Source organism: Pedobacter humicola (genome assembly GCF_056490705.1).
On record NZ_JBWJIG010000004.1, the window covers coordinates 233,306 to 253,576 of the forward strand.

24 protein-coding genes are annotated in these 20,271 nt (G+C 39.3%); 7 read left to right on the top strand and 17 right to left on the bottom strand.

The window, feature by feature from the left end; all coding sequences use genetic code 11:
• Positions 1 to 129 precede the first annotated feature (129 nt).
• The 5 genes from AC04Q1_RS08905 to AC04Q1_RS08925 form a co-directional block, all read right to left on the bottom strand.
• Positions 130 to 378, bottom strand: a complete 249-nt coding sequence (locus tag AC04Q1_RS08905; protein WP_010599336.1) for a DUF6952 family protein — start codon at positions 376 to 378, stop codon at positions 130 to 132.
• The gene (locus tag AC04Q1_RS08910) at positions 378 to 686 is read right to left on the bottom strand and encodes a thioredoxin family protein (RefSeq protein WP_109925589.1); all 309 of its coding nucleotides are present in this window, start codon (positions 684 to 686) and stop codon (positions 378 to 380) included. Before AC04Q1_RS08910 ends, AC04Q1_RS08905 begins: the two co-directional genes overlap by 1 nt.
• Before the next feature lie 14 nt (positions 687 to 700).
• Positions 701 to 1,333 carry a peroxiredoxin gene (locus tag AC04Q1_RS08915; protein WP_025141704.1) on the bottom strand — a complete coding sequence of 211 codons (633 nt, stop codon included), beginning with the start codon at positions 1,331 to 1,333 and terminating at the stop codon, positions 701 to 703.
• A gap of 303 nt (positions 1,334 to 1,636) precedes the next feature.
• A complete protein-coding gene (locus tag AC04Q1_RS08920) occupies positions 1,637 to 4,021 on the bottom strand; it encodes a S9 family peptidase (protein WP_478363799.1) in 2,385 nt (794 codons plus the stop codon).
• A 173-nt stretch (positions 4,022 to 4,194) separates the two neighbouring features.
• Positions 4,195 to 5,379 (bottom strand): hypothetical protein, encoded by a 1,185-nt coding sequence (locus AC04Q1_RS08925; protein WP_478363800.1) that lies wholly within the window; start codon positions 5,377 to 5,379, stop codon positions 4,195 to 4,197.
• 183 nt (positions 5,380 to 5,562) lie between these two features.
• Here AC04Q1_RS08925 and AC04Q1_RS08930 point away from each other — a divergent pair, with 183 nt between their 5' ends.
• Genes AC04Q1_RS08930 through AC04Q1_RS08940 form a run of 3 tightly spaced genes read left to right on the top strand, consistent with a single transcriptional unit; the run spans position 5,563 to position 8,008 of the window.
• Entirely contained in the window at positions 5,563 to 6,963 is a 1,401-nt protein-coding gene (locus tag AC04Q1_RS08930; protein WP_478363802.1) for an aldehyde dehydrogenase family protein, read from the top strand.
• Between the two features lie 47 nt (positions 6,964 to 7,010).
• The gene (locus AC04Q1_RS08935) at positions 7,011 to 7,535 is read left to right on the top strand and encodes a YfiT family bacillithiol transferase (protein ID WP_478363804.1); all 525 of its coding nucleotides are present in this window, start codon (positions 7,011 to 7,013) and stop codon (positions 7,533 to 7,535) included.
• Positions 7,532 to 8,008 (top strand): DUF6265 family protein, encoded by a 477-nt coding sequence (locus tag AC04Q1_RS08940; RefSeq protein ID WP_478363806.1) that lies wholly within the window; start codon positions 7,532 to 7,534, stop codon positions 8,006 to 8,008. Before AC04Q1_RS08935 ends, AC04Q1_RS08940 begins: the two co-directional genes overlap by 4 nt.
• 1 nt (position 8,009) lies before the next feature.
• Here AC04Q1_RS08940 and AC04Q1_RS08945 read toward each other — a convergent pair whose 3' ends face one another.
• The 8 genes from AC04Q1_RS08945 to AC04Q1_RS08980 form a co-directional block, all read right to left on the bottom strand.
• Entirely contained in the window at positions 8,010 to 8,729 is a 720-nt protein-coding gene (locus tag AC04Q1_RS08945; RefSeq protein WP_478363808.1) for a heavy-metal-associated domain-containing protein, read from the bottom strand.
• A 298-nt stretch (positions 8,730 to 9,027) separates the two neighbouring features.
• Positions 9,028 to 9,795: a 4,5-DOPA-extradiol-dioxygenase gene (ygiD, locus tag AC04Q1_RS08950; RefSeq protein ID WP_478363810.1), complete on the bottom strand. Its 768-nt coding sequence runs from the start codon at positions 9,793 to 9,795 to the stop codon at positions 9,028 to 9,030.
• A gap of 162 nt (positions 9,796 to 9,957) precedes the next feature.
• On the bottom strand, positions 9,958 to 10,530 hold the full coding sequence (locus AC04Q1_RS08955; RefSeq protein WP_478363812.1) for a YceI family protein: 573 nt from the start codon (positions 10,528 to 10,530) through the stop codon (positions 9,958 to 9,960).
• 240 nt (positions 10,531 to 10,770) lie between these two features.
• Positions 10,771 to 11,331: a helix-turn-helix domain-containing protein gene (locus AC04Q1_RS08960; RefSeq protein WP_478363814.1), complete on the bottom strand. Its 561-nt coding sequence runs from the start codon at positions 11,329 to 11,331 to the stop codon at positions 10,771 to 10,773.
• Entirely contained in the window at positions 11,331 to 11,834 is a 504-nt protein-coding gene (locus tag AC04Q1_RS08965) for a DUF3347 domain-containing protein (RefSeq protein WP_478363816.1), read from the bottom strand. Before AC04Q1_RS08965 ends, AC04Q1_RS08960 begins: the two co-directional genes overlap by 1 nt.
• 92 nt (positions 11,835 to 11,926) lie before the next feature.
• A complete protein-coding gene (locus tag AC04Q1_RS08970; RefSeq protein WP_478363818.1) occupies positions 11,927 to 12,739 on the bottom strand; it encodes a transporter family protein in 813 nt (270 codons plus the stop codon).
• A 1-nt stretch (position 12,740) separates the two neighbouring features.
• Positions 12,741 to 13,277 carry a heavy-metal-associated domain-containing protein gene (locus tag AC04Q1_RS08975; RefSeq protein ID WP_478363819.1) on the bottom strand — a complete coding sequence of 179 codons (537 nt, stop codon included), beginning with the start codon at positions 13,275 to 13,277 and terminating at the stop codon, positions 12,741 to 12,743.
• Between the two features lie 86 nt (positions 13,278 to 13,363).
• The gene (locus AC04Q1_RS08980) at positions 13,364 to 13,765 is read right to left on the bottom strand and encodes an HYC_CC_PP family protein (protein WP_478363820.1); all 402 of its coding nucleotides are present in this window, start codon (positions 13,763 to 13,765) and stop codon (positions 13,364 to 13,366) included.
• 94 nt (positions 13,766 to 13,859) lie between these two features.
• On the opposite strand from AC04Q1_RS08980, the gene AC04Q1_RS08985 reads away from it, so the two are divergent.
• From AC04Q1_RS08985 to AC04Q1_RS09000, 4 genes are all read left to right on the top strand, one after another.
• On the top strand, positions 13,860 to 14,558 hold the full coding sequence (locus AC04Q1_RS08985; protein ID WP_478363822.1) for a peptidylprolyl isomerase: 699 nt from the start codon (positions 13,860 to 13,862) through the stop codon (positions 14,556 to 14,558).
• 213 nt (positions 14,559 to 14,771) lie between these two features.
• On the top strand, positions 14,772 to 15,539 hold the full coding sequence (locus tag AC04Q1_RS08990) for an exodeoxyribonuclease III (protein ID WP_478363824.1): 768 nt from the start codon (positions 14,772 to 14,774) through the stop codon (positions 15,537 to 15,539).
• A 99-nt stretch (positions 15,540 to 15,638) separates the two neighbouring features.
• Complete coding sequence (gene hutI / locus AC04Q1_RS08995; RefSeq protein WP_478363825.1) at positions 15,639 to 16,877, top strand: imidazolonepropionase; 1,239 nt, start codon at positions 15,639 to 15,641, stop codon at positions 16,875 to 16,877.
• The gene (locus AC04Q1_RS09000) at positions 16,870 to 17,829 is read left to right on the top strand and encodes a formimidoylglutamase (RefSeq protein ID WP_478363827.1); all 960 of its coding nucleotides are present in this window, start codon (positions 16,870 to 16,872) and stop codon (positions 17,827 to 17,829) included. Before hutI ends, AC04Q1_RS09000 begins: the two co-directional genes overlap by 8 nt.
• A 189-nt stretch (positions 17,830 to 18,018) precedes the next feature.
• On the opposite strand, the gene AC04Q1_RS09005 is transcribed toward AC04Q1_RS09000, so the two are convergent.
• The 4 genes from AC04Q1_RS09005 to efp (AC04Q1_RS09020) all read right to left on the bottom strand — a co-directional run bounded on the left by AC04Q1_RS09005 (position 18,019) and on the right by efp (AC04Q1_RS09020) (position 20,120).
• Complete coding sequence (locus AC04Q1_RS09005; protein ID WP_440790984.1) at positions 18,019 to 18,177, bottom strand: hypothetical protein; 159 nt, start codon at positions 18,175 to 18,177, stop codon at positions 18,019 to 18,021.
• Positions 18,178 to 18,187: 10 nt separating this feature from the next.
• On the bottom strand, positions 18,188 to 18,748 hold the full coding sequence (locus tag AC04Q1_RS09010) for a 5-formyltetrahydrofolate cyclo-ligase (RefSeq protein ID WP_478363829.1): 561 nt from the start codon (positions 18,746 to 18,748) through the stop codon (positions 18,188 to 18,190).
• A 117-nt stretch (positions 18,749 to 18,865) separates the two neighbouring features.
• The gene (efp, locus tag AC04Q1_RS09015; protein ID WP_478363831.1) at positions 18,866 to 19,426 is read right to left on the bottom strand and encodes an elongation factor P; all 561 of its coding nucleotides are present in this window, start codon (positions 19,424 to 19,426) and stop codon (positions 18,866 to 18,868) included.
• Between the two features lie 133 nt (positions 19,427 to 19,559).
• Positions 19,560 to 20,120: an elongation factor P gene (gene efp, locus AC04Q1_RS09020; protein ID WP_316843352.1), complete on the bottom strand. Its 561-nt coding sequence runs from the start codon at positions 20,118 to 20,120 to the stop codon at positions 19,560 to 19,562.
• Between the last annotated feature and the right edge of the window lie 151 nt (positions 20,121 to 20,271).

The window sequence follows — 20,271 nt, forward strand, 5'->3', positions numbered from 1 at the left end:
TGCTGAACAGGATAGATTGCTTCGTCATTCCTTCTCGCAATGACGAAAAATACCATAAAAAAATCCCCCGCTGATTTTTTATCAACGGGGGATTTTATATTATAAAAGCCAGATTAAGCTTTAAGACGATTATCGATCAATCGAACCCATTACTTTTTGGCCAAAAGCATTAAGTGCATCCTTTTCTGCAGCACCCTCACTTACCATCTGGTGCACTTCTAGGGCGCCGCAGATATTGGTAATCATTTCGCCTGCAACATCAACCTCGTGCTCGCTCACGCCTCTAAACTCACAAAAAGCCTCTAAAACCTCCAAAGTGGTCTCCAGTTGTGCCGGAGTGGTGTTTTGAAACAATTGTCTTATTACCGGAATCTTCATTACTTGATCTTGTTAAATAATTCTATTAAACCTTCTGCTTTGTTGGTTTGCACCTGATCTACCAAGTTACCACCTTCAAAAGCTGCGAAAGTTGGTAAATTATCCACATTGGCAAATTTGCGTGAGTTTGGAAGTTTCTCGGCATCAACAATCAGGAAAGCTACATCTTCATTTTCTGAAGCCAATTTTTTAAACTTCGGTTTCATGATCCGGCAGTTTCCGCACCATGATGCAGCATACTGAACCATAACCTTTGAGTTATCGGCCAAATATTGTTGAAGATTATCTTCTGTTAATTCTAAAAACATAACGTTTTGTTTAATTAGTTGGCAGCTAAATATTCAGCTACACCAGTTCTGTTTGCATTCATTGCTTCTTTTCCTTCTTCCCAGTTTGCAGGACAAACTTCGCCATGTTTCTGAACGTGAGCATAAGCATCAATTAAACGTAGATATTCTTTAACGTTTCTGCCTAATGGCATATCGTTAACACTTTCGTGGAAAACTTTACCTGTTTCGTCGATCAGATAAGTAGCCCTGAAAGAAACATTTGATCCTGAGAAAGATTCATTTCCTTCTTCGTCATAGTTCACTTCCTGATCTAAAATATCTAAAATACCAGATAATTGTCTGTGGGTATCCGCTAGAATCGGATAGGTAACACCTTCAATGCCACCGTTATCTTTTGGTGTGTTTAACCATGCGAAGTGAACTTCGTTGGTATCGCAAGATGCACCGATTACAATGGTATTTCTTTTTTCAAACTCAGGTAAAGCAGCCTGGAAAGCATGTAATTCTGTAGGGCAAACGAAAGTAAAATCTTTTGGATACCAGAACAATAACACTTTGCTATTTTTGTTTACAGCCTCTTCAAATACATTGATTTTCAAGTCATCACCCATGTCCGACATTGCATCAATACTAACACTCGGGAATTTTTTGCCTACTATTGCCATAATTTTTTGTCTTTAATTTTGTGCCACAAAGGTAAGGCTAAAACAGCTGTCAAGCAACCCCGTTTCACTTATTGTTAATTGTATTTATTGATAACGATATAGATGAAAACTATATTGTTTTGGTGAAATATAGCGGGTTTCTATTTATGTAAAATGGCTGTCATTTCGAGCGGACCCGATATCTATCGGGTGTAATGCAGTCGAGAAATCTATTGCAGATAGATAGTATCTATAATTAACAAGCTTGAATAGGAAAGTCGTCCTTTAGATCACAAATCTAAAGGACGACCGGACTAGGAAAAACTACTTCTTCAACGTATTCTCATACAGTTTAAATATTCTTTTATACTCATCGATCCAGCTGCTAGGCTCAATAAACCCGTGGTCTTCAACAGGGTAAACGGCAAGTTCCCAATTGTTTTTTCCAAGCTCAATAAACCGTTGGCTAATGCGTACGATATCCTGAAAATGAACATTTACATCAACCATCCCGTGGGCCATTAAAAGGTTACCCTTTAGCTTATCGGCGAAATAAATCGGCGAACTTCTTTTGTAGGCAATTGGATCGTTAAATGGTTCGTTTAAAATATTCGAAGTATAACCATGGTTGTAATGTGCCCAATCGGTAACCGAGCGTAAAGCTGCACCACTTGCAAAAACATCCGATTCGTTAAACATGGCCATCAAGGTGATAAAACCACCATAAGAGCCGCCGTATAAACCGACATGCTGCGGATTAACACCATATTTTTCTACCAGAAACTTAACGCCATCCGCCTGGTCGGTTAAATCCTTTCCACCCATATGGCGGTAAATACCCGTGCGGTGATCGCGGCCGTAACCCGAACTCCCGGTATAATCGATATCGATTACCGTATAACCATTATCGGCCAGTAAGTTATTGAACATAAACTCGCGGAAGTAAGTGCTCCAGCCAAAATGTACATTTTGGAGATAACCAGCACCATGCACAAAAACTACCGCTGGGTGGTTTGGATGTGGATTGTTCGATTTATACACCCGGGCATATACATCGGCACCATAACGGTTCTTAAAACTTACCATATCCGGCTGACGCCATTTGTAGGAATTAAATTCGGCTGAGGTAGACTGTGTAATTTTTTCAGCTTTGGCACCAACCTTATTCTGTTGAAGATATAGCTCCCCAGGTTTATCCATGTACGAATAGTTAATGGCAAGGTATTTCTCGTCAGGAGAGAGGGTAATGTCATTCAACCCTTTCATGTTGGTAATCTGAGCAAGCTCGCCACCGTTTACACTGATTTTAAAGAAATTCGTAATCCCTGGATGCTCCTTATTCGTTTTAAGGTAAAATGTGTTTCTATCTTTTGAGAGCTGAACAGACTGCACTTCCCATTTGCCAGAAGTAAGTTGTTTTTTGTCGCCTGTCGTAATATTAGCTACATAAAGGTGCGAATATCCTGTTGCTTCGCTTTGATAGTAAAAACGGTTATTATCGATCCATCCGGTACTGCCCTCATAAAAGCCGCTGATACCAGGTCCTCCGATCCAGGCTTCGTCACGCTGACGGTCTATCAGAGAAAATTTACCTGTTGAGGCATCTAGTTTTAAGATCCAGCGGTCTTTGTTGTCGGTAGAAGTGGCTACCACAACTGCAGTATTTCCCTTATCATTCCAAATTGGGCCAAAGAAATTTACAGGCCGATCGGCGTTTTTCTTTTTTAAAGTGTCCAGCTCCTTCGGATAATCTTTCAGAAAATCAGGAAGATCTTTAATGCCTGGTATGGTAGCAGTCTGAATGGCATAAACGGAATCTTTTTGGGTATCGTAGATAAAACCTTGCGAGGTATTTTCATTTTCTCCCACTTTTGTTCTGCCCGGAATATCTTCGGTATAGCCGGAAGAAGTAATATAATTTGGAACAATAGTATTGTGGTTGTTCTGTGCAGGGGTCGTGAGCTTGTAGGTGATGAAGTGCCCATCAGGACTAATACTTACCCCATTTAAAAATTTATCTTCTGTATAAAGCTCTTTTAATGGTTTGGTGTCTCCGGCGACTGCACCAGAGCGGCCCCTTCCTCCGCGGGCATTACTTCTGGTTTCTGTATTTCTCTTTTTGATAATGTCAAATAGTTCCGTCTGTTGGGCTTTTAGCCAATTATCCTGCTCGCTAACAGATTTGTTTTCCGGTCTTCCGGCTTTTTTACCTTTAACAAAATTGGTCAATTGTTTGGTTTCGGCAGATTTTAGGTTGACCTCGAAAAGGTTATCCCCCAATTGGTAAACAATATTTCCAGTCGTTAAAAACACCGGACTGCTTTCCCTTTCCTGTGTACTGGTTAAACGTGTTTCTTTGTTGCTCTTGAAATTTTGGAGATAGATATCGCCGCTTTTTTCGATTAAACCCAGGGAGCGGTCGGTATTGTAGGTATAGTTCAAACTCAGCAGCTTTTCATCTTCTTTTTCGGCAGCTTTAACAGGTTTTGAAGCAGAGGACGAAACTTTGAATAATTCTTCTTTGGTTTTATTTTCAGGATTCCAGTTAAAGTAGAGCGTTTTGCTGTCTGCGGTCCAACGGAAATTCGTTGGCGAAATGCCCATCCATTTGGGGTCGCGCATTATTTTTTCGACCGTTAAGGGCGCCAGTTGTTGCGCAAAAGTATATCCGCCCGAACAGAGCAATAGGAAAAGTAAATATTTCTTCATGAATTTTAGGTTTGGCTGCAATTTAGATAATGGCCGTGCTAATTTCAGAAGGAAATGGAAATGTTACAACAAGCCCCACTGTAAAAAGGAGATTTTGTCACGGAAGCACAGAATTCACAGAAACTCCTGCCATAACAATTCCTTATGGATCTATCTCTCCAGGGCAAAAAAAATTAACGGATTACCCTCCCGGTTTTATCCACATTCACATCATCAAAAGGCTTTAAATATTCATTGATGATTACTGCAAACTCTCGCCTGCTCAACACTTTTTTAAGGTCGTATTTAGAAGTGAACTTATAGGTTTTGTTCCATTTCTTCTGCAGTTCAGCTTTGGTTGCCTCAACTGATTTATTGCCCACGTAACAAACCATGGCAATGGTATTCTCTAAATTGATCGGAATGTTCTGATGATCGTCGAACCAGATCTGTGCTTTATAATAATAATCCTTAATCGGTTGTTTGATTTCGTCGTAGCTCACCTCTTTTTCTGGATTAAAATAGGCTTTACCCTGCCTGATTTCTGCCTTGATAATTCCAGTTATGCCTACTTTTTGGATCGCGAGCCAGTTGGAGTCGATAACTTTTATGTCTTCAAAAGGCATTAGCGGATGTTTGTAGCTTAACAATTCTCCCTGAATCCTTTTAAGATTTGATAAACTCGTTTTGGTATCGAAAAATGCGGCATAGGCTGCGGTTGCACCAGCTGCAGGACCAATCTCGAATTGATCGGCAGGGGTGTATAAGAGATTTTCCTGGTCTGGAATAAGCAAGTTATACAAAGAAAGAAAATTTGCTCCCTTTGAAGAAACACTGGCAACTGTCGTTCTGTATACATTTTCGCTATAATTTAGAGGGCTGGAGGCTGCGGGATTTAAGCTTGTAATTTTTAATGCGGCCATTAATTTTTCGGGATTATCGGCCATCACCAAAATTTTAGCTTTAATGCTTCTATCTTTGCTGAGTTTAACGTCCCAGCCACTTCCTGAGCGGTTGATTTCTATATACGGTGTATTGTTGATTACATTTAAAAGCTGTGTGCTGTCAACGGTTATTTTTATGGGCTTCTTCTTGTCTGGTTTTACTTTGGGAATATTTAAACTTTTTGCATTTTCAATTTCCCTTTTTAAAAAAGCATTATAAAAGTCTGATGTAGCTTTAGGCTGGCCTTCAAATTTCTTAAGGTCGGGCTGTTCTTTTTGTGTAAGCAGGATCGTTTTTACCCCAGATTTAAACGACTGATAGGCCGCCGAGTATGCAGCATCGCCATTGCCAATAACCAGTACATCTGTTTTTGAGGTTTGGGCATGGATAACCATAGGAATTATGAATGCGAAAACAAAAAACAATCTTTTCATCTTGAAATATTAAAATTTACCGCAATATGCTTTAAATGCATGAATTTTTAATGAAAAGGATGCCTTTTAACTAAATTTAACGCATAAATTGGTTAGCGGGATTAACCTTTTAATTTTCATACCACCTCAAAACCTTATATTTTCTTAAATTGCTGATATGGTAAAGATTATGAGTATTTGTTAATGATAGAAGAACAGATTAAATCAGTTTTTGGTTTACAGCAGAAACATAAAATTGAATTGCGAAAAACGGATGCTAAAACACGAATCAGGAAACTAAAGCTGCTTAAAGAAGCCCTGGAAAAAGCCGAAGCGGAAATATATGCCGCTTTGGAAAAGGATCTGCGTAAAAACAGTTTCGAAAGCGCGGTAACCGAGTTGTTTTTTACTTATGTGGAAATAGACCATGCTGTTAAAAAATTAAATTCATGGATGAAGCCAATAACAGCTGGTAGAACCATGAGCAACCTTTTTGCCAGCAACAAAATCTATTACGAACCAAAGGGAGTTTGTTTAATTGTTGCGCCGTGGAATTACCCTTTGCAGTTAATGATGAGCCCATTGGTTTCGGCTATAGCAGCGGGGAATTGTGTTATTCTGAAACCCTCTGAATTGAGTGGGGCAACTTCCAGTGTAATCAGTAAATTAATAGCAAACACTTTTGATCAAAATGAAATTGCCTGTTTCGAGGGCGGTGTGGATATTTCTACAGCACTATTAAAACTACCATTTAATCATATCTTTTTTACCGGAAGTACCGCAATTGGTAAAGTGGTGATGGAAGCCGCGGCGAAAAATCTTACATCTGTTACCTTGGAGCTTGGTGGGAAATCGCCTGCTATTGTAGATGAAACCTGTGATCTAAAAAAAGCCGCTGAAAAAATTGCCTGGGGCAAATTGGTTAATGCCGGACAGACCTGTATTGCGCCAGATTATGTACTGATTGAAGAAAGCAGGTTAAATGATTTCGTAGAACATTACAAAACGGCAGTTCAAAATATGTTCTTTGATGGGAACGAAATTAACAAAAGTGATTATGCCAAAATTATCAATGAAAAGCAGTTTAAGCGCTTAAACGGTTTAATTGAAGACGCGGTTAATGATGGGGCTGTATTGGCCTTGGGAGGACAATCACATGAAAAAGATTTAACCATCAGGCCAACGCTTTTAACTGCTGTAAAGGAAAACAGTGCCATTATGCAAGAGGAAATTTTCGGTCCGGTTTTACCTGTTGTTACTTATAAAAACATACAGGAAGCCATCGATTTTGTAAATGGTAAACCTAAACCCTTAGCACTTTATGTTTTCTCAGATCATAATCAAAGCCAAAATAAAATCATTAATGAAACCAGTGCCGGAGGAACCTGTGTCAATGATGTACTGGTCCACATCAGCAATCCAAATTTACCCTTTGGAGGGGTTAACAACAGTGGAATAGGGAGTTGCCATGGTGTTTTTGGTTTCAAGACCTTTTCGCACGAAAGAGCAGTGGTTTTTCAGTCTAAATTGGGTTTAACAAAAATGATTTATCCTCCTTATGCCAAAAAAATGGGCTTGCTGAAGTGGTTAAAGAAATTGATGTAAAATATTCCTTGGCAAAATAATTCACGTAAAAAGCTTATTTTGGTTTCATGAATTTAGAACAGCTTAAATACCCCATTGGTCAATTTTCAATGCCCGAAATTTTCGATCAGAAACAAATCGATATCTGGATTTCTGAAATCGAGGCTTTACCCGACCAGGTCAAAAAAGCGACTGAAAGCTTGACAGTTGAAGAATTAAACCAAGCCTATCGCCCCGGAGGCTGGACACTGAGGCAGGTTGTTCACCATATTCCGGATAGCCATCTTAACGCCTATATCCGTTTCAAACAGGCCGTTACCGAAGATATTCCCGTAATCAGACCATACTTTGAAGAACGTTGGGCTGAAACCGGAGAAGCAAAAGATGGAGACATTATACTGTCCGTTAATTTATTAGCGGCTTTACACCGGCGCTGGGTTGTTTTTTTGAAAACATTGAGGGTTGAGGATTACCAAAGAAAATATATTCATCCTGCGCAAGGGAAAGAACTTAGCTTGGCAAATATGCTGGGTATGTATGCCTGGCATGGCAAACACCATCTCGCACACATTACCAATACGATAGCAAAATGAAAAGAGGCATACAAAATTTCATCATCTTATTCCTGGTTGGCTTTTCAATGCATGTCCAGGCACAAAAAGATCCATCAAAAACTTTTGCTTTTGTTTTGGGCTCATGGGAAATGCAAACAGCCAAGGGTAAAATTGTAGAACAATGGGTGCAAAACTCAGATCAAACACTGAGCGGTAAGAGTTATAGAATAAATGCCAAGGGCGACAGCGTGCTTAGTGAAACATTACAGATTAGAAAAATAGGGAAAGAAATTTTCTATTGTTCAACTGTTGCCAATCAGAATGAAGGTAAAGAAGTTTGCTTTAAGCTGGTTTCTACAAAGGATAAGATTTACATTTTTGAAAATAAGGAGCACGATTTTCCACAAAGAATAGTGTATGAAAACCAGGGGAAAAAAGAAATGCTCGCCTGGATTGAAGGCGAGCTGAATGGTAAAAGCCGAAAATCGGAATTTAGGTATAAGCGGCAATAGCTTACATCAAAATCAGCATGGCTGCACTCATCGCAATCATGATCGCATCTTCAACAATGGTTACGGTGCTCATGGGCAGGTTAAACACAGCACCCAAACAGGCGCACTGAATCTTTTTTTTGTTTAAAACACTTTCCAAAACACCCAGGATGCTTATGGTCATGACGATCAGTGTAACCCAATTGACAAGGGTAGGAGATAAGTTTAAGGCGAAAGAAAGCCCTAATCCAAGTTCGATAAAAGCATAGATATAACCCCAGGGACTAAACTTTTTGGCAACAATATCGTACATGGCATAACTTTCGGCAAAGCCTTTCAGGTTGAGCATTTTAAAGAAGGAGAAGGTAAGGAAGAAACCCGCCATAAAAATGCGCATAAATACCATGAAGTTAATTCCATTTCCTTGCCACGAAACCACCAGTGCTATTGCGGTAACGTATCCGAAAATTAACAAAATGGGTTTATAGGTTTCGGCCCAGGATTTTGCTTCTTCGAGTGTTTCGTTGTGATGCGTTGCAGAAATTTGATATTTGCTGTCTGTGCCGCCTAATGCTTGTTGAAGCGTATCTAAACCAATGTGTTTATCCATGCTAATGGTGGCAGAATTGGTATCTTTCGAAACCTCTACAGAAGTTATATCTGGTAAAACGAGCAGGTTACTTTTAACTTTATTTTCGCAACCGCCACAGGTCATACCTGTAAGTTGATAAGTGTGTGTCATGATTAAATTCTTTATACAAATTTACCGCTTCACAAGCCGATAAGCGTTACAGAATAATCATAAAGTGTTATAGAATTTTTAGTGTACTGATATGCTGTGAATAATTGTCGTTTCGAGCAACCCCCAAAAGTCTATGTGTACTCTCTTTCCTATGTAGAGAGCGTTATTTCGTTTTTCATCATTAAGGAGTTAAGAAAATTAAGGTTTCAGATAAAAAACAAGTTCTTTAACGATCTGTTCCTTTCTAAACCCTAAACCCTAAACCCTAAACCCTAAACCCTAAACCCTAAACCCTAACTTATCCCACCAAAACCGAAGTCATCGTTAACGAACCACCTACCGCTTTATCATTAAAGAAAGAAACCTCTTCCTTATCGTTTTTCATGCCAAGGGTATAAATCAGCGGTAAATAATGCTCTGGGGTAGGGATGGCTAACATCGCATCGGTACCAAGGTTGCGGTAATTAATCAAAGGCTGATGATCGCCATTCGCAATTAAGTTTTTGAACGTATCATTCATTTCGATCGCCCAATCGTAACCACCTCCGTTAATCATTTCCCAGCTTAACATGCGTAGGTTGTGCACCATATTTCCGCTGCCTAAAACCAATATTCCTTTTTTACGGAGCGCATAAATTTCTCTGGCAATTTCATAATGTTGCTCAGGCGATTTGGTGTAATCTATACTTAACTGAAGAACCGGGATATCAGCATTCGGATACATGTGTTTTACCACAGTCCACGTGCCATGATCTAAACCCCAATCATGATCTAAGCCAACAGGAGTAGTGTGGATTAAGCCGGGTATTTCTGCCGCCAATTTTGGATCGCCAGGTGCAGGGTATTGCACGTCAAAAAGTGCCTGTGGAAAGCCACCAAAATCGTGTATGGTACTGGGGAAATCCATTGCGGTAACAAAAGTGCCATGTGTATACCAATGTGCCGATACCACCAACACGGCTTTTGGCACCGGAATATGCTTTGCCAATTCTGCCCAACTCTGACTAAACTCATTGTTTTCGATACCGTTCATAGGAGAACCATGGCCGATAAAGATTGCGGGCATTAGATCTGTTTGGGGTAAACGTTGAGTAAAGTTCCTGAATTGAGATATTGTGGACATAAGGAGTGGTTGGTCTATATAAATTTAAATAATCGTCCTCCTGAACTTGCTTCAGGATCTAATGAGAAAGATTCCGGGTCAAGCCCGGAATCACAATCTTATCAATTATTTCGCCTGAACAAACTCCAGGTTTAATTTAATGGCAACGTCTTTGGCAACGCCAGCACCTGTTGGATCATATTTAATGTTGTAATCCAAACGGTTAATGGTTGTTGTTGCGCCAAAACCAGCTTTAGTATTGCCCTGTTGGTCTTTAGCTGTACCACCATAAACAACAGCAAATTTTACGTCTTTGGTTACGTCGCGGATGGTTAATTTTCCACTTAACTCGTAGTTGTTACCACTTAATTTTTTGAATGAAGTACCTTCGAATTTCATTGTCGGATAAGTAGCCGCATTGAAGAAATCGTCAGTTTTTAAATGGCCATCCCTCATATCAACACCTGTAGTAACGCTATTTACATCAACTGTAAAGCTAATTTTAGCATCAGTTAAGTCTGGTTTCGATGCCGTAACTGTTCCGTCGAATTTTTTAAACGAGCCATCAACAAAAGAAATGCCCATGTGTTTAACTGAAAAATTAACAAACGAGTGCATCGGATCTATTTTCCAGCTTGTTTGTGCAAATGATGCCACACCGATTGAAGTAGCGATCAGAAATAAGAATAATTTTTTCATAACTAGTAATTTTATTTAGGTACAAATGTAGCTGAGAATCAGCTGATCAGTCTTGACGTATGGTAAGAAATTCGGTGGTTAACCGGTTAACTGTTTAAAACGGTTAACTGATGGATTATCCAAATTGTTAACTGAAAACTGCCAACTAGCTAACTGCTTATGCTTTAGGCTATGAACCATCTAACCATTAACTATGGTCTATTCTTTCACCCATCATCCACCTTTCCTCTTTCATTCTACCTACACTTCATCCAGGGTTTTCCTGCTATCTGTAAAAGCCGTTTTATAAACCGAGGGTGTAATGCCGGTTACTTTTTTAAATTGTGCCGATAGGTGTGCAACGCTACTATAATTTAATTGATAGGCAATCTCGCTGAGCGTAAGTTCGCCATAAGCAAGCATTTCTTTTGCTTTTTCTATTTTTTGGGCAATGAAATACTTCTCAATGGTTTGATTTTCGAGTTCTGAGAAAATGCTGCTTAAACTGGCATATTCTAGCCTGAGCTGCTCGTTTAAATAAGTGGAGAGATTGATTTTTAAGGGTTCTTTGGTATAATGGACCAGATTAATAATCGTGGTTTTAATCTGCTCTGCAATCTGGGTTTTCTTGTCCTCTAGTAATTCGAATCCAAAATGGGTGAGGTTTTCTGATATCCTGGTTTTATCCGCTGATGAAATATTTTCGGTCAGTGTAACTTCGCCAAGTTCAACCAATAATGGTTTAAAGCCAAGCTTTTCGAGCTCAGCTTTAACCACCATTTTACAACGGTTGCATACCATATTTTTGATATGCAGTTTCATCAGTTCGATTTTATGGTTTCTGAAACATCACCGCAATCAAACATCATGCTTCCATAATATGGATTCTCGATGTTTTCTTTTTCATTTAACCAGCTCGCTTTCGCCATTGGGCAGTGTTGAACATAAACCGTTTGACTGTTAAATTTCAGGCCTTTCAGGGTTTTGATCATCGCGTAAGAAATCCCTTCAAAAGCTTTTCTTTGTGTTTTGATATCATTCGAGCCGGCAAGTTGAGCGGCTTTACTTTTAATGATCGCCGCTTGTTCCATAAATATTTTATGCTGATCAGCAGGCAAGTCTGTATGGTTCACCGCATTTACTTTGGCAGACAAAATTTTTACCTTTTCGATGGCGAGGTCTTTTTTATCTGTCGCCAATGCATTTTTTACATCGTAATAAGCCGTTAATACCTGATTTAAGGCTACATCGGTTTTATCTTGTGCGTAAGTGAAAGCTGTTGTTGCGATTGTTATCATGGCAACTAATCCTAATATTTTTTTCATCTTTTTTATATTGTTTTTAATGGTGATAAAGCGATCATGGCTTAAGTGATTTATTTAAATTGGAGCACCATGATGGTTTCATCTTTTTTATATTATTTTAAAACGTTAAAGAAATTAAATTCTGCCCTGAGCAGGTACATGTTTTTGGTATATCGGTTATCCATATTTCCAGTGGCCTGAAAGCGGTAACCGAAATCGATCCGTGTTGTACTGTTCAAAACCATCTGTATAGCCGGGGCAATATCTAAATACGATTGACCACTCTCTGGATCGGTTTTGCCCAGTAACTCTAAATATACATTAAAGTTCGGCTGTTTATAATCTTTATAAACCACAGGCAAAACAAGGTAACCCGATGATAAACTGTAGGATAGCATATTTTTAGGCTGTGGCATTCCGGCAATTTGCCTGTCGCTGTTTTCGAAGGCATGTGCATAACCCAAAGTTGACGAAAGTGCCAGCTTGTGCAAAAGCTGCGTAAAAATCAATCCACCCTGAACACCGCTGTTGTCGCCTTCTAGGTTGATGTCTCTGGTGTATGTTGGCCGTTTGCTTGTACTTGCCCGTCCAAAGGCTGATACCCTAAAATGGCTGTGCGCCTCATCCATAGATAAAAAGCGGTACTTCGCATAAAGACTTCCACCTTCTAAACGGTATTTTCCATCCATATCGGATAAAAATCCTTGAGCATGCATCATCAGGTTTTTGTTAAAACCGATCATTACTTCCGGAATGGTCCTGCTTACATAACCTGGATAGTTAAACATTCCTTCGTTGGTAATACGGACACCGATTGATTTGGTGGGCATATTGCTGGCAGGCTCGGTAAATACATATAATTCTTGTGCAGCCGCAAGGTTATAAGCGCCAATAAATATCAGCGCCAATATGAATATGCGCTTCATCTTAAGAAAGAACTAGATGATAAATACGTGTTTTCTTACCGTTAACCACGCCTGATCCACTTGCATAAGCATCAGAGTTTGCGGTTGCCGCTTGTTTTTTAAAGGCTGATCCCGAAATAAAATCCTTATCCACCACGCTGGCTTTTATTGTACCGCTAAGCGTTTTACCTTTCACATTTACAAAGCGGTATACGTTTCCGTCAACTATAGCCTGGCCTTTGTCGTCTACCTTTACATCGTTAAAATTGAAATTTGCAGTTAAGGCCCCAACGGAAAAACCTGCATCCTGAACTTTTTTGCGAACCAGATCAAGACTAATATTCGCGTCCTTTTTAAAGGTGAGAACAAAAATATTTTTATTTAAATCTGGTTTTACACTGCTGATAAAATTTAGGGACTCTAAAGACTTTTGTGTTGCTTTTGAACACATCGAACAGGTTAAACCAGTTACCTGTAAATCTGCTGAAGATATTTGTTGCGCTGAAACATTAACAGCGAAGAATAGCATAATGATGCTGAAAATTTTTATTGCTTTCATGATTTTTTGAATTAGAATTTTAAAAAATGTCACATAGCGCCTGTCGAAATGCTGAATGATGCATTGACGAGGAGATGTATAAAATCCTAATTCCTAAAGATGCAATTGAAAACGTGAAGCGCGATCCGCGAGGATAATGGCGGTGCCTTGTTTGAGATTTTACTAAAAAACTTTGGAAAAATGTTGCTTTGAAATGCAGCAACCGGGTGGTGAAGAAAAAGCTGGATAGAAAATAGCTTTGGCATTTGTACCTGTGCCTCTGTTTGGTGACTATCTTTAACTTTTACCGTAACCTGGGTGTTTTTGCAACAACCGTCATCTTTCTTTTCGGCAGGAATATCCTTGCAAAATTTGCAGGAAACCTCGTTGCTAAAAAGTTTAACGTTTTCTAGTTTGCCCCCACAGAAATGGAGACTTAAAGCCAAACCCATAACACTAACTGCATAGAATACAGCCAAAGAAAGTGCTATTTTTTGTTTTAACTTCATTAGTACAAAGGTAAAGCAAAAAAAAACGAATAATGCCAGCATTTATTTATTGAATTTCATTTTTTAACTTAATTTAGCTTCAAACACCAATCAAATGAAGAAAATATTATTATTTCTCTGCGCTTTTTCAATGCTTTCTGCTTTTGCGGCAAAGCCTAAAAATCAATATGTCCGCATTAAAACCGAATTTGGAGAATGTATCGTGAAGCTGTATAACCAAACACCTTTGCACCGGGATAATTTTTTGAAACTAACCAAGGCAGGGTATTATAATGGTGTTTTGTTTCATCGGGTAATCAAGGATTTCATGATCCAGGGGGGTGATCCAGATTCTAAGAATGCCAGACCCGATTCTTTACTGGGTAATGGTGGGCCGAAATATACCATCCCTGCTGAATTTAATGATAGTTTGTTCCATAAGAAAGGTGTTTTAGCTGCAGCAAGAGAAGGTGATGATGTTAATCCGGCCAAAGCCTCAAGCGGAAGCCAGTTTTATCTGGTCCAGGGAAAAGTTTTTACAGACCAACAACTGGATAATGTAGAGGAAAAGCGCCTGAAATTCAAGATTCCCGGATGGCAGCGCGAAGTGTATAAAACAATTGGAGGTACGCCTCATCTGGATAGAAACTACACCGTTTACGGTGAAATAGTGGTGGGATTGGATATGGTTGATAAAATAGCAACCCTGGCAACTGATAAAAATAACCGCCCAAAACAGGATGTGAAAATGGAAATCACTGTTTTGAAAAGGAGGGAAGCGAAGAAGTTAGAGAAGCAGCTGTTGCTCGGTTGATCAAGGATATATCGTCATTCGATGTCACCTAATTGGTGTTGTCTCAAGCGGCCCTGATAGCTCTATCGCGTGCAACGTAGTCAGGAGATCTACTCCATTCCACTGCGATCCAGTCGAGATGACGGTTGCCAATACCTATCATTAATTGAATTGCTAAGCATTTAATCAATTAATTCCTAAATTTACCGCCCACAACAATTGAAATTTTACTGGATGAAGATTATCTCCTATAACGTTAACGGGATTAGGGCGGCAAGTACCAAAAACTTTTTTGGCTGGCTTCAGGCTACAGATGCTGATATGGTCTGTTTGCAGGAAGTAAAGGCTTTGCCATCGCAGATACCAGAAATTATTGCCCTGATCGAACAATTGGGCTACCATCATTACTGGTTCCCGGCCGAAAAAAAGGGCTATAGCGGTGTAGCCATTTTATCGAAAATTAAACCCAAGCATGTAGAATTTGGCTGTGGGGAAGAATGGATAGATAGAGAAGGCCGGATTTTAAGAGCTGATTTTGATGATTTCTCTCTAATGAGTCTGTATATGCCTTCGGGTTCGAGCGGTGATGATAGACAAGTAAAAAAGTACGAATTTATGCGGTTTTTTGATGTCTATATCGGAGAATTGAGAAAAGAAATCCCAAATTTAATTGTGAGCGGCGATTACAATATCTGTCATACTGCTATAGATATCCATAATCCTAAATCAAATGCCAATTCATCAGGATTCTTGCCAGAAGAAAGGGAATGGATGCAGTTATTTTTAGACAATGGTTTCATTGATACCTTCCGCTACTTTAACAAAGACCCGCATCATTATACCTGGTGGAGTTACCGTGCCGGTTCGAGAGGAAAGAACCTGGGGTGGCGTATCGATTACCATTTGGCAACTAAACCTATGGAACATCGTTTAAAAAACGTCAAAATTTTACCCGATGCGATACATTCTGATCATTGTCCTGTTCTTTTAGAGCTAGATTAAGGATTTGGTTAACTGGTTAATTGTTTAAATCGGTTAACTGTGGCCAAGACTCAATTAACCAATTTATACAGTTTAAACAATCAACCTTCACCTAACCAAATGCTAATCACAAACATAAAAGGCCTTGTAGGCCTGCATCCCAAAGATAAATTAGTGCTACGGGGCAGCGAATTAGATCATTTACCTACTCTTGAAAATGCCTGGCTTTTAATTAAAGACGGGCTAATCGAAGATTTCGGAGAGATGAAGGATCTTCCATCCTCCATTACACATTTTCCATCTTACAATGCCGAGGGCCGTTATGTGTTCCCTTCCTGGTGCGATAGCCACACGCATATTGTTTTTGCGGCCCCGCGTGAAGAAGAATTTGCCATGAAAATACAAGGCAAAAGTTATGAGGAAATTGCAGCAGCAGGGGGAGGGATCTTAAATTCAGCCAGAAAGCTCCAAAAAGCATCAGAAGATGAATTGTTTGAAAGTGCAGCTATGAGGTTAAAGCAAATGATCCTTCAGGGAACAGGAGCTGTCGAAATTAAAAGTGGTTATGGTTTAACTACAGAAAGCGAACTCAAAATGCTTAGGGTAATCCGAAGGTTGAAAGATCGCTTTCCGATTCCAATTAAGGCAACTTTTTTAGCCGCCCATGCTTACCCTGCTGAATTTAAAAACAATCATCAGGGTTATATCAATTTAATCGTCAATGAGATGCTGCCAAGAATTGCCGAAGAAAAGCTTGCCGATTATATTGATGTTTTTTGTGAAAAGGGTTTTTTTTCCTTAGAAGAAACCGATCAAATATTGAAAGCGGGAGCAAAATATGGATTAAAACCAAAAGTACATGTCAACCAGCTCTCTGTTTCGGGTGGAGTAGAGGTTTCAGTGCAAAACAAGGCCATTTCTGTTGATCACCTTGAAGAAAGCAATGCAGAAACCATCGAAACTTTGAGTAAAGCCGATACCATTGTAACATTATTGCCTTCCTGCTCGTTTTACCTGGGTATTCCATTTGCAGATGCTAAAAGCTTCATTAAAGCTGATTTGCCTGTTGCTTTGGCTACTGATTACAATCCGGGTTCAACACCCTCTGGAAATATGAATTTTGTGGTGTCGCTTGCTTGTATTAAAATGAAGATGTTTCCAGAGCAGGCCATAAACGCCGCAACATTAAATGGTGCAGCAGCAATGGAGGTTAGTGACCATTACGGAAGCATCACTATTGGTAAAAAAGCCAATCTATTTATTACGAAGCCAATACCCTCTATTGCTTATCTGCCCTATAGTTTTGGCGAAACGCAAATAGAAACTGCTATTTTAAACGGTGAAATTTATAATGGATAACCTTAGAATATATTCCCAAAGCGACATTGATCGTTTGATTATCCCCCGCGATGGAGAAACCAAACTTGGCGAAAGAGTGGCTGTTTTATCCTCCTGGGATGAACTGGAGAGTGCGAAGGCAAAGTTTGTGCTGTTGGGTATTCCCGAAGATATCGGGGTACGTGCCAACGCCGGTATTGCAGGTGCAGCATCTAGCTGGAAGCCAAGTTTAACTGCTTTCCTAAATATCCAAAGCAATCGGTTTTTAAGCGGAGCGGGAGTTTTGGTTCTGGGGCATTTGGAAATCAATGAGCCAGAAGATTCTTCTATAAAAGGTTTAAAGAATAAGGTGGCTGAGATTGACGACCTGGTTTATCCCATTATAGAAAAAATTGTAGCTGCGGGTAAAATCCCGATTGTAATCGGTGGGGGACATAATAATGCTTATCCGATCATCAAAGGACTTTCTTTAGCGAATAAAAAACCAATAGCTGTTTTGAATGTGGATGCCCATGCTGATTTACGGGAGCTTGAAGGAAGGCACAGTGGCAATGGATTTTCTTATGCCTTAAAGGAAAATTATCTGAACAATTATTTGATGTACGGCCTGCATCAAAACTATAATAATGAAGCCATTTTAAAACGGATAGATACTGATCCGAAGTTAAAGGCAGTATTTTTTGATGATATTTTAGCTGGAGTTGATTTTAATAATTTCGTTAATGAAATAGGACCAGTGGCAGGTCTGGAAATTGATCTGGATTGCATCCAGAATGTACTGTCGAGTGCAGAAACGCCGTCAGGTTTTGCCGTTAACGATATCCGTAAATTAATTTTGACTTCTGCAAAGAAATTTTCTTATTTGCACCTTAGCGAGGGTGCCACGCGCATGCTGGATGGCCGGGTAAGTAAACTAACTTCTAAATTGGTTGCTTATCTGGTGAGTGATTTTGTAAAGGCATATACTTCTTAAGGTTGTCCACGGAGGCCACAGAAACACGGAATATTCCCGGAGTGGCGTCTTCCTGGACTTGTTTCAGGATGCTTTATGTTTCAGAAAACATCTTATTATTAGCGCCAGATTTACAGGCTTGAAAAAGGTGACAGCTTTTATGAGGTACCCAGCCTAATGAACCAATGGCTGTTGAACTAATGAACGAAGTTACAAATGTTCGGCCTCGTATTTTTCTCCAGCCTTCAGCATCAGGTCGATCTGTTTCAGGTCTTCGGCTGTTAATTCTTCCTTTTCCTGTAATTCGAATACCGCAATCATGTTGTCTTCGTACTGTTTTTCGGTTTTGATAACGATTTCTTGTGGCATGCCGGTAAGCTTAAAATTTTATAATTTCTGTTGGTGTAATGCAAAAATCCAACCTGATGTCGTGTTGATTTACATCATCGATTTTTTCGATAGCAGAATACAAAGATAAGCCTATTTTCTGAGCATTTAAACCCTCAAGGAAGCGGTCGTAAAAACCTTTGCCATAACCTACACGGTAACCCTGTTTATCGAAAGCTAAAAGTGGAACAAGTACTAGATCTACATCCCCTTCGTGAAGGGCTCCCTTTTGTGGTTCCAGAATATTATACAGGTTTTTCTGTAGGTCATCAATACCCAGGTATTCATGATTCGTCATGAGTGCTGTTTCAAAATCGGCTTTAGGCACAATAATTTTAATTTCAGGATGATTTTTATTGAGCCATTCGATCAATAGAAAAGTATCGGGTTCCTTTTTCTCTGAAATAGGCAAAAAGATATGCAGCGTATTAATTTTGCTGAAATCAAGCCTTTTAAACTGTTTTAAGAGGGCTTTGTTTAATTCTGTGTAGGCAGCCTCGCTTATTAACAATCTATCGTTTAGCGCTTGCTTTCTGATTTCTGCTTTTAACATAATAGCTAAGGTAAATATTTTACAGCCCTACAAGGTTTCTTAAATTTTACAGATTTAGATAAAGCCAAAAAAGCCTCTGAAATTGTTTAATCAGAGGCTTTTTTATATAGGGTGGTATTATTTTACACGCTCAACGTAGTCACCTGTGCGTGTATCAATTTTAATTTTATCGCCCTGGTTCACAAACATTGGAACTTTAACTTCAACACCATTTTCTAATGTTGCGGCCTTTAATGCATTTGTAGAAGTATCACCTTTCACTGCTGGCTCCGAATAGGTTATCTCAAATTCCGCAAAGTTTGGTAATTGAGCCATAATTGCTTCTTCACTTTCCATAGAAACAATAATGTTCATGCCTTCTTTTAAAAATTTGATAGCTGAGCCAAATAAAGACTTCTCTACATTAAATTGCTCATAACTGTTGTTGTCCATTACAACCAGATAATCACCTTCTTCGTATAAATATTGGTAATCGTTGGTTTCAACGCGGCAGATTTCAACAGCTTCGTCGGTATTCATCCGTGCCTCAACAATTCTGCCCGATTTAATGTTACGGAATTTCCCTGTGTAAAATGCGCCACCTTTTCCTGGTGTACGGTGATTCCATTCGTCAACAGTAACCAATTCGTTATTGATACGAAGAATGTTGCCTGTTTTAATTTCTGATGCTTTTGCCATATTGTATGATCCTAAATTGGATTTATATTTCAGTTTTTCGTGACGGCAAAGGTAAAATTATTTTGATAAAAACCTATAAAGGTTTAGGGTATAAGGCTTAGGGTTTTAGGAAAAATTTAGCACCCTGGTTATACTATTTCACTCTTTCCATATATTCACCGGTTTTGGTGTCAACCTTAACCTTATCGCCCTGGTTAATAAATAAAGGAACCCTGATTTCTGCCCCGGTTTCTACAGTGGCATATTTTTGCGCACTGGTGGAGGTATCGCCTTTTACGGCGGGTTCTGAATAGGTGATTTCTAATTCTACACTATTTGGCAGTTGCGCAACTATGGGTTCGTCGCTCTCAAAAGCAATAGTTACATTCATGCCTTCTTTTAAAAACTTGATGGAATTCCCGAAAAGCAGTTTAGGGATGTTGTACTGCTCAAAAGTATTGTTGTCCATCACCACTAGATAGTCGCCATCTTCATAAAGATATTGATAGTCGTTGGTCTCTACCCGGCAAATGGTCACCTCTTCATCTGTACGGAAACGGTATTCGACAATTTTACCGGTTTTTACGTTACGCATACGCGATTGATAAAAAGCCCTTAAATTTCCGGGGGTACGGTGGATGTATTCTTCTACACTGACCAACTCTCCGTTAAAACGAAGCACATTTCCGCTCTTTACTTCTGATGCCTTTGCCATTTTATATTGAAATATTGTTTTGTTAATTTTTGAGCACCAAAGTTAAAAAAAGGAATGATGAATTGGAAAGGAAAAAATGTAGTTCATTGGTTCAATAGTCATGAGTTCATTGGCCTGGAAGCATACACAAATCCCGTATAAAAGAAATGCC

Excerpts from the sequence above, each read along its gene's own strand:
- AC04Q1_RS09000 (WP_478363827.1), top strand. The coding sequence starts at position 16,870 with ATGGATAACCTTAGAATATATTCCCAAAGCGACATTGATCGTTTGATT.
- AC04Q1_RS08955 (WP_478363812.1), bottom strand. The coding sequence starts at position 10,530 with ATGAAAAAATTATTCTTATTTCTGATCGCTACTTCAATCGGTGTGGCA.
- efp (WP_316843352.1), bottom strand. The coding sequence starts at position 20,120 with ATGGCAAAGGCATCAGAAGTAAAGAGCGGAAATGTGCTTCGTTTTAAC.
- AC04Q1_RS09010 (WP_478363829.1), bottom strand. The coding sequence starts at position 18,748 with ATGTTAAAAGCAGAAATCAGAAAGCAAGCGCTAAACGATAGATTGTTA.
- hutI (WP_478363825.1), top strand. The coding sequence starts at position 15,639 with ATGCTAATCACAAACATAAAAGGCCTTGTAGGCCTGCATCCCAAAGAT.
- AC04Q1_RS08910 (WP_109925589.1), bottom strand. The coding sequence starts at position 686 with ATGTTTTTAGAATTAACAGAAGATAATCTTCAACAATATTTGGCCGAT.
- AC04Q1_RS08965 (WP_478363816.1), bottom strand. The coding sequence starts at position 11,834 with ATGAAAAAAATATTAGGATTAGTTGCCATGATAACAATCGCAACAACA.
- AC04Q1_RS08975 (WP_478363819.1), bottom strand. The coding sequence starts at position 13,277 with ATGAAAGCAATAAAAATTTTCAGCATCATTATGCTATTCTTCGCTGTT.
- AC04Q1_RS08905 (WP_010599336.1), bottom strand. The coding sequence starts at position 378 with ATGAAGATTCCGGTAATAAGACAATTGTTTCAAAACACCACTCCGGCA.
- AC04Q1_RS08930 (WP_478363802.1), top strand. The coding sequence starts at position 5,563 with ATGATAGAAGAACAGATTAAATCAGTTTTTGGTTTACAGCAGAAACAT.
- AC04Q1_RS08985 (WP_478363822.1), top strand. The coding sequence starts at position 13,860 with ATGAAGAAAATATTATTATTTCTCTGCGCTTTTTCAATGCTTTCTGCT.
- AC04Q1_RS08970 (WP_478363818.1), bottom strand. The coding sequence starts at position 12,739 with ATGAAGCGCATATTCATATTGGCGCTGATATTTATTGGCGCTTATAAC.
- AC04Q1_RS08945 (WP_478363808.1), bottom strand. The coding sequence starts at position 8,729 with ATGACACACACTTATCAACTTACAGGTATGACCTGTGGCGGTTGCGAA.
- AC04Q1_RS08990 (WP_478363824.1), top strand. The coding sequence starts at position 14,772 with ATGAAGATTATCTCCTATAACGTTAACGGGATTAGGGCGGCAAGTACC.
- AC04Q1_RS08935 (WP_478363804.1), top strand. The coding sequence starts at position 7,011 with ATGAATTTAGAACAGCTTAAATACCCCATTGGTCAATTTTCAATGCCC.
- efp (WP_478363831.1), bottom strand. The coding sequence starts at position 19,426 with ATGGCAAAAGCATCAGAAATTAAAACAGGCAACATTCTTCGTATCAAT.
- AC04Q1_RS08920 (WP_478363799.1), bottom strand. The coding sequence starts at position 4,021 with ATGAAGAAATATTTACTTTTCCTATTGCTCTGTTCGGGCGGATATACT.
- AC04Q1_RS08960 (WP_478363814.1), bottom strand. The coding sequence starts at position 11,331 with ATGAAACTGCATATCAAAAATATGGTATGCAACCGTTGTAAAATGGTG.
- AC04Q1_RS08925 (WP_478363800.1), bottom strand. The coding sequence starts at position 5,379 with ATGAAAAGATTGTTTTTTGTTTTCGCATTCATAATTCCTATGGTTATC.
- AC04Q1_RS08940 (WP_478363806.1), top strand. The coding sequence starts at position 7,532 with ATGAAAAGAGGCATACAAAATTTCATCATCTTATTCCTGGTTGGCTTT.
- ygiD (WP_478363810.1), bottom strand. The coding sequence starts at position 9,795 with ATGCCCGCAATCTTTATCGGCCATGGTTCTCCTATGAACGGTATCGAA.
- AC04Q1_RS08980 (WP_478363820.1), bottom strand. The coding sequence starts at position 13,765 with ATGAAGTTAAAACAAAAAATAGCACTTTCTTTGGCTGTATTCTATGCA.
- AC04Q1_RS08915 (WP_025141704.1), bottom strand. The coding sequence starts at position 1,333 with ATGGCAATAGTAGGCAAAAAATTCCCGAGTGTTAGTATTGATGCAATG.
- AC04Q1_RS09005 (WP_440790984.1), bottom strand. The coding sequence starts at position 18,177 with ATGCCACAAGAAATCGTTATCAAAACCGAAAAACAGTACGAAGACAAC.